Source organism: Cupriavidus sp. 01T418 (genome assembly GCF_056398885.1).
In genome coordinates this window covers 38,345-51,351 of record NZ_JBFTQG010000054.1, presented here as the reverse complement: position 1 = coordinate 51,351, position 13,007 = coordinate 38,345, and the positions used below count along the sequence as shown (strand labels likewise).

Annotated in this window: 11 protein-coding genes; 6 read left to right on the top strand and 5 right to left on the bottom strand. The window is 65.9% G+C overall.

Annotated features, from left to right (window positions below; genetic code table 11):
* Positions 1-91: 91 nt before the first annotated feature.
* Complete coding sequence (locus tag AC1DQ3_RS31885; RefSeq protein WP_477124114.1) at positions 92-424, bottom strand: DMT family transporter; 333 nt, start codon at positions 422-424, stop codon at positions 92-94.
* Between the two features lie 340 nt (positions 425-764).
* Between AC1DQ3_RS31885 and AC1DQ3_RS31880 the strand changes: the two genes are divergently transcribed.
* Positions 765-1,259, top strand: coding sequence for a hypothetical protein (locus tag AC1DQ3_RS31880; protein ID WP_477124137.1), 495 nt, complete (start codon positions 765-767; stop codon positions 1,257-1,259).
* 10 nt (positions 1,260-1,269) lie between these two features.
* Here the strand turns inward: AC1DQ3_RS31880 and AC1DQ3_RS31875 are convergent, their stop codons facing one another.
* The gene (locus AC1DQ3_RS31875; RefSeq protein ID WP_477124113.1) at positions 1,270-2,466 is read right to left on the bottom strand and encodes a benzoate/H(+) symporter BenE family transporter; all 1,197 of its coding nucleotides are present in this window, start codon (positions 2,464-2,466) and stop codon (positions 1,270-1,272) included.
* 96 nt (positions 2,467-2,562) lie between these two features.
* Positions 2,563-3,525 (bottom strand): amino acid ABC transporter substrate-binding protein, encoded by a 963-nt coding sequence (locus AC1DQ3_RS31870; protein WP_477124112.1) that lies wholly within the window; start codon positions 3,523-3,525, stop codon positions 2,563-2,565.
* 101 nt (positions 3,526-3,626) lie between these two features.
* Between AC1DQ3_RS31870 and AC1DQ3_RS31865 the strand changes: the two genes are divergently transcribed.
* Positions 3,627-3,851 carry a hypothetical protein gene (locus AC1DQ3_RS31865; protein ID WP_477124111.1) on the top strand — a complete coding sequence of 75 codons (225 nt, stop codon included), beginning with the start codon at positions 3,627-3,629 and terminating at the stop codon, positions 3,849-3,851.
* A 290-nt stretch (positions 3,852-4,141) separates the two neighbouring features.
* A complete protein-coding gene (locus tag AC1DQ3_RS31860; protein WP_477124110.1) occupies positions 4,142-6,061 on the top strand; it encodes an ATP-binding cassette domain-containing protein in 1,920 nt (639 codons plus the stop codon).
* A 99-nt stretch (positions 6,062-6,160) separates the two neighbouring features.
* On the opposite strand, the gene AC1DQ3_RS31855 is transcribed toward AC1DQ3_RS31860, so the two are convergent.
* Positions 6,161-6,301, bottom strand: coding sequence for a hypothetical protein (locus tag AC1DQ3_RS31855; RefSeq protein WP_477124109.1), 141 nt, complete (start codon positions 6,299-6,301; stop codon positions 6,161-6,163).
* A complete protein-coding gene (locus AC1DQ3_RS31850; RefSeq protein ID WP_477124108.1) occupies positions 6,298-7,530 on the bottom strand; it encodes an MFS transporter in 1,233 nt (410 codons plus the stop codon). Before AC1DQ3_RS31850 ends, AC1DQ3_RS31855 begins: the two co-directional genes overlap by 4 nt.
* Positions 7,531-7,844: 314 nt before the next feature.
* Here AC1DQ3_RS31850 and AC1DQ3_RS31845 point away from each other — a divergent pair, with 314 nt between their 5' ends.
* The 3 genes from AC1DQ3_RS31845 to parC all read left to right on the top strand — a co-directional run bounded on the left by AC1DQ3_RS31845 (position 7,845) and on the right by parC (position 12,970).
* The gene (locus AC1DQ3_RS31845) at positions 7,845-9,836 is read left to right on the top strand and encodes a DNA topoisomerase IV subunit B (RefSeq protein ID WP_477124107.1); all 1,992 of its coding nucleotides are present in this window, start codon (positions 7,845-7,847) and stop codon (positions 9,834-9,836) included.
* Positions 9,837-9,892: 56 nt separating this feature from the next.
* On the top strand, positions 9,893-10,672 hold the full coding sequence (locus tag AC1DQ3_RS31840) for a lytic transglycosylase domain-containing protein (RefSeq protein ID WP_477124106.1): 780 nt from the start codon (positions 9,893-9,895) through the stop codon (positions 10,670-10,672).
* Positions 10,673-10,765: 93 nt separating this feature from the next.
* Positions 10,766-12,970: a DNA topoisomerase IV subunit A gene (gene parC / locus AC1DQ3_RS31835; protein WP_477124105.1), complete on the top strand. Its 2,205-nt coding sequence runs from the start codon at positions 10,766-10,768 to the stop codon at positions 12,968-12,970.
* Positions 12,971-13,007 lie beyond the last annotated feature (37 nt).

Below are 13,007 nucleotides of genomic sequence, written 5' to 3'. Positions count from 1 at the left end.
GTTCCCGGTCAGCCAAGGGGTCGAATGCCGGGGATCTTCGTCTCCCGGCGCCGCCACGGAACCACTTGGGCGATGGTCTTGCGCGGCCTCTTCAATGCGCATCCATCTTCGAGAACAACTGGATCACCGCCACCCCCGCGATAATCAGCCCGATCCCCACCCAGGCAGCCAGGTCAGGTAACTGGCGATAGAGTAGGCTGGCGATCAGCGTGACCAGCACGATGCCGGCGCCGCACCAGATCGCGTAGGCGATTCCGACCGGCACGGTCTTCATGACCTGCATCAGCAGGGTGAAAGCGCCAACATATCCGGCAACCACCAGCACGCTCGGCCAGAGGCGTGTGAAGCTCTCGGACGCCTTGAGGCTGCTGGTCGCAATGACTTCGGCGACGATGGCGAGGGCCAGGAGCAAGTAAGCGTTCATCAATGAGTCCTATTGTCTAGCTGTGTCTAGCTGTGTCTGGCTGTCGCTGGGGCCACATTTTTCCACACATCTCGTCGCCGTCCGGGGACGCGGCACCCACGGCGCTTGCCTGAGGTGTACAGTCCAAGCCATGGTCGAAGCATTCGCGCGTTGGCGATCCCCTCCTTTCGGGTGGTTGTCACGCAGCCGGATGCGTTCTTCAATCGAACATGAGCGCCTTGTCTTTGTAAAGGCGCCAGCAATGCGCTGGGTCGGATGGGATGGTCGCGGTAGCCCCGACAAGCTGGCAGATTTGATAAAGCCAGCGGCGGGCGAGTCAGGTTTTGGGGGAGGGGGCGCCATGAATGGCGATGGAGATGTACCGACCGTTTGGCCGCAGGTGGAGGGCAATACGACGGGGTTGGGGGTCTGGCAGAACACGATAGCCGCTGCAGATGTCGCGCTGGAAGAAGCGTCTCGAATCCAGCGCGGCGTGCAGCACAACTTGAAGCTCCAGCAGGAAGTGAGGGCACTGCGTGAAGAGCTGCGCAAGGCACATGGCGAGCTGGACCGCTATCGTGGCATGCATGCGCGCGTGGTGGTGGGCATGCGGCAGCTGGAAGAGGAAAACGCCGGCGAAATCAGTCGCCTGCGCGCCGAGAGCGAAATGCTGATGGTGCGCCACCGGGTCTACAAGCTGCTCTCGGAGCACTACGCGCTGACCGCGCTGCGCTTCGATCCGGCCACGCTTGCCGAGCATCGCGATCGGGTGCTTCAGCACGTCCTGTTCCAGCGACGCAAGGGCACGCCACTCTCGGGCATCTGTTCGGCGGACATTGCCTTTCTGCTGCTTTAGGTTCCAGGCTTTATCCGGCCGGAGCGGCGGTGCGCGGGCGCAGCACCAGCAGTGCCAGCATGCCGCCCACCACGCCCCAGAAGGCCGAACCCACACCGGCCAGCGTCATGCCTGAGGCGGTGATCATGAACGTAAGCAGCGCCGACTCGCGCTGCGCCGGGGTGTGCATTGCCGTGGCCAGGCCGCTGGCGATCGAGCCGAGCAGGGCGAAGGCGGCCACTGCGATCACCAGCGCCTTGGGAAAGGCGGCAAACAGCGCGGCAATACTGGCTGCCAGCACGCCCGCGGCGAGGTAGCCGAGCCCGCAAACCACCGCCGCCGTATAACGCCGGTTGCGGTCCGGATCGGCTTGCTCGCCAGTGCAGATGGCTGCCGTGATCGCCGCGAGGTTGATGCCGTGCGAGCCGAACGGCGCGAGCAGGGCCGAGGCGATCCCGGTCACGGCGATCAGCGGAGACGCCGCTACGTGATAGCCGTCGGCGCGCAGCACCGCCAGCCCGGGAATATTCTGCGACGCCAGCGCGACAATGAACAGCGGCACCGCGATGCTGACAAAGGCCTGCAGCGAGAAGACCGGCGTGGTCCACACCGGCTTGGCCAGCGCGAAGTGGAACGATTCGAAGTGCAGCTGGCCAAGCGCGCCGGCCAGCGCCACCCCCGCCAGCAGCACGCCGGGCACCGCGTAGCGTGGCCAGAAGCGCTTGCCCACCAGGTACAACGCGAACATCACCAGCAGCAACAGGGTCTGCTGCTGCGCTTGCACGAACACGTCGACGCTGATGCGGAACAGGATGCCGGCCAGCAGGGCCGAGGCTATGCTGGCCGGCAAGGCGCGCATCAGTTTGTCGAACCAGCCGGTCAGGCCCGCCGCCGTCATCAGCAACGCCGCCATCACGAAGGCGCCGATCGCCTCCGGGTAGGGCACGCCGGGCAGGCTGGAGATCAGCAGGGCGGCGCCAGGGGTGGACCAGGCTATGACGATGGGCGCGCGCGTCAGCAGCGAGAGCCCGATGGTGGTGACGCCCATGCCGATGGACAGCGCCCAGATCCACGAGGCAACCTGCGCATCCGACAAATGGGCTGCCTGCCCGGCCTGGATCATCAGCACCAGCGAGCTGGTGTAGCCGGTCAGCGTGGCAATCAGCCCGGCGACCAGGGCCGAGACGGAGAGATCGGTCAGCTTCAGGGGGGTAGCAACAGTGGACATGGAACGGATACTCGGCCTGATCAGCAGGCGGAAGCGAAAAAGATCGGCTGGGCCGTCATCTTCGCACGAGTCGCGCCGTTCTTGTCCAGCCCGGCGCTAGTCGGCAACCTTGTCGCTGGGGAACTTGAAGGAGTCGCGCAGCAGGTAGCTCATCGGGATGTCGAGGTTGACGCCATGCGGCGGAATCGGCGACTGGAACCACTTCTTGTAGAGCTTCTGCGTATCAAGCGAGTAGATGGCCGACACCAGCGTCTTGTCCACCAGCCGCTTGAACTCCGCGTCCTGCTTCGACAGCATGATGGCGTAGGGCTCGACGGTCAGCAATTCGCTGGTGACGGTGTAGCGGGCCGGGTCGTGCGAATTCGCACGCAGGCCGTAGAGCAGCACATCGTCCATCACGAAGGCGTCGGCCTTGCCTTGCTCGACCATGGCGAAGGCTTCGGCGTGGTCCCTGGCTTCCACCACACGCATCTGCATGGCGCCGGAGCCGTTGATCTGGCGCACCACGGCCAGCGACGTCGTGCCTGCCGTGGAGACCACCGTCTTGCCGCGCAGGTCGCCCAGCTTGTGAATGCCGGAGTCGGTCTTCACCAGCATGCGGCTGCCGGCGATGTAGTGCGGGATGGTGAAGGCCACCTGTTCGCGCCGTTCGCGGTTATTGGTGGTGGAGCCGCATTCCAGGTCGGCCTTGCCGTCGACGATGGCGGCGATGCGGTTGGCCGGCGTGACGGGCACGAATTCCACCTTCAGGCCGGGCAGCGAGAGCGCGCCGCGCAGCGCATCGGCCACCCGCAGGCAGAGGTCGACCGCATAACCGTACGGCTTGCCGCCGATCAGGAAGGAAAACGGTACCGAGCTTTCCCGGTGAGCGATGCGCAGCACGCCGGTTTGTGCGATGCGATGCAATACCGGCGAGGCGTCGGACTGCGCCGCGGCGGGCCTGGCGCCGATGGCCAGCCAGAGTGCGAGCAGGGTCGATAGCAGGAGCAGCAGGCCGGCCGGGCTGGGCGAAGTCGCCAGCCCGGCGCCGCGCAGGCGTCGGCGAAGCGGATGGTTCATGGATGTCCCCGTACAAAAAAGAAAGCGAGAAAGCGAAAAAGCGGAAAGAGGTGTCAAGGGGAAGTGGCGCTGGGTCGCCTGCACCGGTTCGGACCGATCTTATGCTTATGCTGCTGCTGCCATTGTGCTGGGGCCTGCTGGCCGGCAATCATTATTCCATGGCGGCGAGCAACTGGACAACGGCCGCGGCGTGCGCTGTTGCGCGGCAGGCAAAGGGTGGACAGGACGGGTTGGGCGGAATGGGCGGAATGGGCGGTTCCGCGCCGTGGCCGATGGCGGGCGGGGCGGCGTTGACGGGGCTTTCCCTTACGGATTTGTCCGACTAGAGCCGGGCGGGTGTGCTTGGTATTCTCCGTTCGTGCCTTGCGAGCAGGGCACCGAGGAGAGACTCTTGGGCCCGCGCAAGCGCGGGCCCTTCTTTTTTTTGGGCGGGCCGCATGCGCCGGCTTTGCCTTGCTCGCGGCTGTGGGCTGGCGCAGGTGGTCTACAATGCCGGCTACCTGACACCGTGCCGCCCGGTTGCCCTTCGACGCCGGCGGGCAGTTGCGGGCGGCTGCTGGTTCCGTCAAGCCGCTTGAGTCGCCTCCCTTTCGCAGTCTCCTTTCGTATTGCTCCCATGGCCCTGTTTTCGATTTCCGACGCCCAGCTCGCCTTCGGGCACGTGGCCTTGCTCGACCATGCCGACTTTTCCCTGGAAGCCGGCGAGCGCGTCGGCCTGATTGGCCGCAACGGCTCCGGCAAGTCGTCGCTGCTCAAGATCGTGGCTGGCCTGTCCGCGCCGGACGATGGCCTGATCGCGCGCCAGAGCGGCGTGACCTCGGCCTATGTGCCGCAGGAGCCGCAGTTCGAACCCGGCCAGACCGTGTTCGACGCGGTGTCCCTGGGCCTGGGCAAGGTCCACGATCTGCTGGTGGCCTATGAAGCGGCGCTGGCGGCGCTGGACGACAGCCACGACGAGGCCGCGCTGGACGAATTGCACCGCCTGCAGTCCGAGGTCGATGCCGCCGGGGCATGGGGCTTGCGCACGCGGGTCGAGACCACGCTGGCGCAATTGAGCCTGAGCGCCAATGTGCGCGTGGATTCGCTGTCCGGCGGCATGCAAAAGCGCGTGGCGCTGGCGCAGGGGCTGGTGGCCGAACCCGACATCCTGCTGCTGGACGAGCCCACCAACCACCTGGATGTGGAATCGATCCGCTGGCTCGAGGACCTGCTGCTGGCATTCCGCGGCAGCGTGCTGCTGATCACGCACGATCGCGCCTTCCTCGACCGCGTGGCGACCCGCATCGTCGAGCTGGACCGTGGCCGGCTGGTTTCCTTCCCCGGCAATTTTGCCGCCTACCAGACGCGCAAGGCCGAGCAACTGGCGGCCGAGCAGGTGGAGCAGGCCAAATTCGACAAGCTGCTGGCGCAGGAAGAAGTCTGGATTCGCAAGGGCGTGGAAGCGCGCCGCACGCGCAGCGTGGCCCGCATCCAGCGCCTGGCGACGATGCGCAACGAACGCGCTTCGCGCCGCGACGTGCAGGGCAACGTCAAGCTGGAGGTGTCGCAGGGCGAGCGCTCCGGCAAGATCGTCGCCGAGCTGACCGATGTCAGCAAGCTCTTCGGCGACAAGGTGGTGGTGCGCGATTTCACCGGCACCATCATGCGCGGCGACAAGGTCGGCCTGATCGGCGCCAACGGCGCGGGCAAGACCACGCTGCTGCGGATGATCCTGGGCGAACTGGCGCCGGACGCCGGCGAGGTCAAGAACGGCAGCAATATGCAGGTGGCGTATTTCGACCAGATGCGCACGCAGCTGGACCTGGAGCGCTCGCTGGCCGATACCATCAGCCCGGGCAGCGACTGGGTCGAGATCAACGGCCAGCGCAAGCACGTGATGAGCTACCTGGGCGACTTCCTGTTCGCGCCCGAGCGTGCGCGTTCACCGGTCAAGTCGCTGTCCGGCGGCGAGCGCAACCGGCTGCTGCTGGCGCGCCTGTTCGCGCGCCCGGCCAATGTGCTGGTGCTCGACGAACCGACCAACGATCTCGATATCGACACGCTGGAACTGCTTGAGGAATTGCTGCAGGACTACAGCGGCACCGTGTTCCTGGTCTCGCACGACCGGGCCTTCCTGGACAACGTGGTGACGTCGACCGTCGCCGCCGAGGGCGACGGGTACTGGCGCGAGTATGTGGGCGGCTACTCCGACTGGCAGGTGCAGTCGGCGCGCAGCGCGGCCATGCGGGACGCGCGCGGCGGGGAACGCAAGGCAGCGGAAGCGGCGAAGCCGCGCGAGGCGCGCGCTGCCGGCCGTGCGGTCAAGCTGTCATACAAGGAACAGCGCGAACTCGACACGCTGCCCGAGCGCATCGCCTCGCTGGAGAGCGAGCAGAAGACCGTCAGCGCGCAGTTGGCGGATGGCTCGCTCTATGTCAGCGACGCGGCCAAGGCCGCGCAGCTTGCGGCGCGGCACGATGAGATCGATTTGGCACTGCTGGAGGCGCTGGAGCGCTGGGAAGTGCTGGAGGCCAAGGCCAAGGCCGAGGCGCAGTAAGGCATCCCGGTTCCGGTTGGCTTTCTCTGCTCTCCCACGTGTGGGAGAGCTGCCGGGGCAAGGGAGGGTGCACCGTCGGGCATCACAGGCGGGTTTGGCTCAACCGCACCAGGCCAGCACCATATTCGTCAAATCCACCATGAAGGCCGGCCGCAGGTAGGCCATGAAGCCCAGCGCCAGCACTGCGGCCAGCACCGCGAAGCCGCCGGCCCGCAAGACGGTGGCGCGCGCCCTGCTCATGCCGCCACCGCCTGCGGGCGCGCAATCGCGTGCTCGCGGATCGGCAGGTTGACCAGCGCGGCGACGATGCCCAGCCCGATGGCGATCATCCACACCGCGTTGTACGTGCCGGTGCGGTCGTACAGGAAGCCGCCCAGCCACGCGCCCAGGAAGCTGCCGATCTGGTGCGAGAAGAACACCACGCCCGAGAGCATCGACAGATACTGCACGCCGAATACCTGGGCAATGATGCCGTTGGTCAGCGGAACCGTGGATAACCACAGGAAGCCCATCATGGCGGCGAACACCCAGGTGCTGGCGGCCGTCAGCGGCAGCAGCAGGTAGGCGGCGATCACCACCGAGCGGGTGATGTAGATCAGCGAGAGCAGGTAGCGCTTGGGCACGCGCTGGCCGAGTGCGCCGGCGCTATAAGTGCCGAACACATTGAACAGGCCGATCAGCGCCAGCGCCACGGTGGCGATCTTGGGGTCGGTCAGGCCCCGGTCCTTGAGATAAGGCGCCAGGTGCACGCCGATGAATACTACCTGGAAGCCGCAGACGAAGTATCCCAGCGTCAGCAATTGGAAGTTGCGGTTGCCGAACGCTTCGCGCATGGCCTGGCCAATGGTCTGCTGGAAGCCGGTCCCGTGTCCCTCGCTTTGCGGCTCGCGCAGGCTGAAGGCCAGCGGCAGCATCAGGCAGGCCAGCACCGCCAGCACGAACAAGGCGTTCTGCCAGCCGGCCACCGAGATCAGCGTCTGCTCCACCGGGATCATCAGGAACTGCCCGAAGGAGCCCGCGGCCGCCGCGATGCCCATGGCCCAGACGCGTTTCTCCGGGCTGGCTACGCGCCCGATCACGCCGTACACCACGCTATAGGTGGTGCCGGATTGCGCGATGCCGATCAGGATGCCCGCGCCCGATGCGAAGGCGGTGCCGGAGCTGGCCATTGCCATGACCACCAGGCCCCCCACGTAGAGCGCAATGCCGATCAGCATGATGCGGAACGCGCCGAACTTGTCGGCCAGGGCACCGGTGAACGGCTGGGTCACGCCCCACATCAGGTTCTGCAGCGCCAGCGCAAAGGCGAAGGTCTCGCGGCTCCAGCCGTGGGTTTGCGTGATGGGCAGGTTGAACAGGCCGAAACCGTGCCGGATACCCATCGACAAAGTGACCAGAAGGCCACCGCATATAAGGACGGTCGTCAGAGAGAGTGCCTTTGTCGGCGTTTTTTGAATGGGGTTCTGCATGGCGTCCTGCATCCTGGCTGGGTGTGCGTTGTGCTGTTTTTGATGTTTTTTAATTTTATCGGCGCGCTCCGGATCCACCCGGGCCGCACCGTGCCAGCGAGTGTACCCCGCATCGGAAAGTGACGTAACGCAGCGTTCCGGGGCCGGGGGTGGCGTTTAATGCGTCGTATAGGGCATGTAAAAAGCCAGTCACGATTGGCATCAAGACGCCTTCGCGCTTCCATTACAATGCAGGCTGCCCGGTCCCCCTGGCTGGCGTGCGGCAAGCGCCCCCCGCCAAGGCTGGCCGAGAATCCCACTACGCAAGCGACTCCATGGCGAGCAAAACCAGTCAGTACAGCGAATCTTCCATCCGGGTCCTGAAGGGCCTGGAGCCGGTCAAGCAACGGCCCGGCATGTACACCCGTACCGATAACCCCCTGCATATCGTGCAGGAGGTGATCGACAACGCGTCCGACGAGGCCCTCGGCGGCCACGGTTCCGAGATCATGGTCACCCTGCACCGCGACGGCAGCGTCAGCGTGGAGGACGATGGCCGCGGCATCCCGGTCGGCATCCACCCTGAAGAACAGGTTCCGGTGGTGGAAATCGTCTTTACCCGCCTGCACGCGGGCGGCAAGTTCGACAAGGGCAAGGGCGGCGCCTATGCCTTCTCCGGCGGCCTGCACGGCGTGGGCGTTTCCGTCACCAACGCGCTGTCGACCCGGCTCGACGTGACGGTCTGGCGTGATGCCAATTGCGCCACGCTGACCTTCTCGGGCGGCGACGTCACCGTGCCACTGGCCACGCGCAAGCTCGAGCGTGGCGAGAAGAAGAGCGGTACGCGCGTGCAGGTGTGGCCGGATCCGAAATACTTCGATTCCGCCACCATCCCGATGGCCGAACTGCAGCGCCTGTTGCGCAGCAAGGCCGTGCTGCTGCCCGGCGTCAAGGTCACGCTGCTGCATGAAAAAAATGGCGAGTGCCAGACCTGGCAGTATGACCAGGGCCTGAAGGGCTACTTGGTGGAAGCGCTGGCGCAGGGCAGCGGCGCCGAACTGGTGGTGCCGATGTTCGAGGGCGAGCACTTCGCCGATCCCGATGCGAATGCGGCGGAAGACGGCTTCGCCGAAGGCGAGGGCGCCTCCTGGGTGGTGGCGTGGACCGAGGACGGCGCACCGGTGCGCGAGTCCTACGTCAACCTGATTCCCACGCCGGCCGGCGGCACGCACGAGTCCGGCTTGCGCGAAGGCCTGTTCCAGGCGGTCAAGAGCTTTATCGAAATGCACGCGCTGCAGCCCAAGGGCGTCAAGCTGATGAGCGAAGACGTGTTCGCGCGCGCCTCCTTCGTGCTGTCCGCCAAGGTGCTGGACCCGCAGTTCCAGGGCCAGATCAAGGAGCGCCTGAACAGCCGCGACGCCGTGAAGCTGGTATCCACCTTCAGCCGTCCCGCGCTGGAACTGTGGTTGAACCATCACGTCGAATACGGCAAGAAGCTGGCCGAGCTGGTGATCCGCCAGGCGCAGGCGCGCACGCGCGCCGCGCAGAAGGTGGAAAAGAAGAAGGGCTCGGGCGTGGCCGTGCTGCCAGGCAAGCTGACCGACTGCGAATCCATCGACGTGACCCGTAACGAGCTGTTCCTGGTGGAGGGCGACTCCGCCGGCGGTTCGGCCAAGATGGGGCGCGACAAGGAGTTCCAGGCCATCCTGCCGCTGCGCGGCAAGGTGCTCAACACCTGGGAGACCGAGCGCGACCGCCTGTTCGCCAACAACGAGGTGCACGATATCGCGGTGGCGATCGGCGTGGACCCGCACGGTCCCGGCGACGAACCCGACCTGTCCAACTTGCGCTACGGCAAGATCTGCATCTTGTCCGACGCCGACGTGGACGGCGCGCACATCCAGGTGCTGTTGCTGACCTTGTTCTTCAAGCATTTCCCCAAGCTCATCGACAACGGCAATGTGTGCGTGGCACGCCCGCCGCTGTACCGCGTGGATGCGCCGGCGCRCGGCAAGAAGCCGGCCCAGAAGCTCTATGCGCTGGACGATGGCGAACTGGTGGCGATCCAGGACAAGCTGATGAAGGACGGCATGAAGGAAGGCGCCTGGCAGATCTCCCGCTTCAAGGGTCTGGGCGAAATGAATGCCGAGCAGTTGTGGGAAACCACCATGAACCCCGACACGCGCCGCCTGCTGCCGGTGGCATTGGGCAATTTCGACCTGCCCCAGACCGTGGGCGTGATGAATATGCTGATGGGCAAGGGCGAGGCCGCGCAGCGGCGCACCTGGCTCGAAGAGCGCGGCAACGAGGTGGTTGCCGATATCTGATAGCCAGGCGGGCGGCGTTTGTTACGCCGCATGCCTGCATGACGCGAGGAATCCCGATGGCAAAGACCAGACTTACCAGCAACCGGCCGCGGCAGTGGATGGCCGCCGGCATGCTGCTGGCCGGCCTGGCCTGCGTGCCGGCGGCCCACGCGGCGCTGTATGGCTATATCGACGACGATGGCGTGGCGCATTTCTCCGACGAGAAGCTCGACGAACGCTACACGCTGTTCATGAAGAACGGCGGCGAGTTCAGGAGCCTCTCCCTGGGCAGTGCGAACTCCGGCAAGCAGATCGACCTGGAAACGCACAAGCTCTACCGCTATATCGTCAACCATCCCAATATCGCCACGGTGGAGCCCATGATCCGCCAGATCGCGCAGGCGCAGAACGTGGACCCGGCGCTGGTCAAGGCGGTGATGGCGGTGGAGTCGGGCTTCAATGCCGGCGCGGTGTCGCCCAAGGGCGCGATCGGCCTGATGCAGGTGATTCCCGACACCGGCGCGCGCTTCGGCGTAAGCGCCGATGCCAGGCGCACCGTCGAGCAGAAGCTGGCCGACCCGCGCACCAATATCGCGGCCGGTGTGCGCTACCTGCGTTGGCTGATGGAGCTGTTCCCCGGCAACCTGGAACTGGTGCTGGCCGCGTATAACGCGGGCGAGGGCGCGGTACAGCGCTACAACAACAAGATTCCGCCTTTTCCCGAGACCCAGCAGTATGTCAGCACGGTGCTGCAGTTCTATCGCTTCTACAGTCCGGGCGGCTCGCCCGTGGGGGCCGCGGCCGGGGGCATCAATCGCGTCAAGATGGTGATCGGCGGCCGCCGCAGCATGCCCTGATCGCCATCACGGACAACACGACGAACCACATAACGAACAACATGCAACCGGCGCACCGGCCAACGATGCGATGCGCCGTCTTCTTGCCAATCCATGGAACAACAAGACATTCCGTTTGACCCAGGTTCGCCCGACGAGGGAGCGGACTCGCTGACCCTTGCGCATTACGCCGAGCGGGCCTATCTCGACTACGCCATCAGCGTGGTCAAGGGCCGCGCGCTGCCGGAAGTGGCCGACGGCCAGAAGCCGGTGCAGCGCCGCATCCTGTACGCCATGCACGAGATGGGCTTGCGTGCCGACGCCAAGCCGGTCAAGTCGGCGCGCGTGGTGGGCGATGTGCTCGGCAAGTTCCACCCGCATGGCGACCAGTCCGCCTACGACGCGCTGGTGCGCCTGGCACAGGATTTCTCGCTGCGCTACCCGCTGATCGACGGCCAGGGCAACTTCGGCTCGCGCGATGGCGACGGCGCCGCGGCGATGCGCTACACCGAGGCCCGCCTCACGCCGATCGCGCGCCTGCTGCTCGACGAGATCGACCAGGGCACGGTGGACTTCGTGCCCAACTACGACGGCTCGATCGAAGAGCCCAAGCTGATGCCGGCGCGGCTGCCGTTCGTGCTGCTCAACGGCGCCTCCGGCATTGCCGTGGGCATGGCCACCGAGGTGCCGCCGCACAACCTGCGCGAAGTCGCGGCGGCTACCGTGGCGATGATCCGCAACCCCGATATCAAGCTGGCCGAGTTGCTGGCGCTGATGCCCGGGCCGGACTATCCGGGCGGCGGCCAGATCATTTCGCCGGCTTCGGATATCGCCGCGATCTACGAGAACGGACGCGGCAGCCTGAAGGTGCGCGCGCGCTGGATCATCGAGGATATGGCACGGGGCCAGTGGCAACTGGTGGTGACCGAACTGCCGCCAAGCACATCGGCGCAGAAGGTGCTCGAGGAAATCGAGGAAATCACCAATCCCAAGGTACGTGCGGGCAAGAAATCGCTGACGCCGGAACAGTTGCAGCTCAAGCAAAGCGTGCTGGCGGTGCTCGACGCGGTGCGCGACGAATCCGGCAGGGACGCGCCGGTGCGGCTGGTGTTCGAGCCCAAGAGCAAGAACATCGAGCAGCAGGAATTCGTCCAGACGCTGCTGGCGCATACCAGCCTGGAATCCGGCGCCTCGGTCAACCTGGTGATGATCGGCACCGATGGCCGCCCGCGCCAGAAGGGCCTGGCCGACATCCTGCGCGAGTGGATCGCCTTCCGCTTCGCCACCGTCACCCGCCGCACGCGCCATCGTCTCTCCAAGGTCGAGGACCGTATCCACATCCTGGAAGGCCGGATGCTGGTGCTGCTCAATATCGAAGAGGTGATCCGCATCATCCGCGAGAGCGACGAGCCCAAGCCGGCGCTGATGCAGGCCTTCAGCCTGTCCGACCGCCAGGCCGAGGACATCCTGGAAATCCGCCTGCGCCAGCTGGCCAGGCTGGAAGCCATCCGCATCGAGCAGGAACTCAAGAGCCTGCGCGACGAGCAGGCCGACCTGGATGTGCTGCTCAAGTCCGAGACCATGATGCGCCGGCGCATCATCAAGGAAATCGAGACCGATGCCAGGCAGTACAGCCCGGAAGACAAGGATCCGCGCCGTACGCTGATCCAGGAGGAGCGCCGCGCCGCTGCCGAGGTGCGCGTGGTCGACGAACCCCTCACCGTGGTGGTGTCGCAAAAGGGCTGGGTGCGCACGCGCCAGGGCCACGGCCACGACGCGCAGCAGTTCACCTTCAAGGCGGGCGATGCGCTTTATGGCACCTTCGAGTGCCGCAGCGTGGACGTGATGCTGGTGTTCGGCACCAATGGGCGCGCGTACACCGTGCCGGTCGCCGGCCTGCCCGGCGGGCGCGGCGACGGCGTGCCGGTGACCACGCTGATCGAGCTGCAGCCCGGCAGCCAGATCGCGCACACCTTTGCCGGCAGCATCGACCAGCGCATGCTGATCGCCACGCGCGGCGGCAACGGCTTCCAGACCAAGGTGGGCGATATGGTCAGCCGGCAGAAGGGCGGCCGCGCCTACCTGACGCTGGACGAGGGCGACGCGCCACTGGAGCCGTCGCCGATCGGCGACGAAGCCACGCACGTGGCCTGCCTGTCCGGCAATGGCCGCCTGCTGCTGGTGGCGATCGAGGAGATCAAGTCGCTGTCGGCCGGTGGCCGCGGCGTGATCCTGATGGAGCTGGAACCCAAGGAGACCTTGCAGCAGGCGATTGCTGTCGGCGCGCCGGGCCTTGTGGTGTCGGCTGAAATTCGTTGAGAAAATAAGTGTGCCGAGAAGGCGTGCGAGCCTAGGA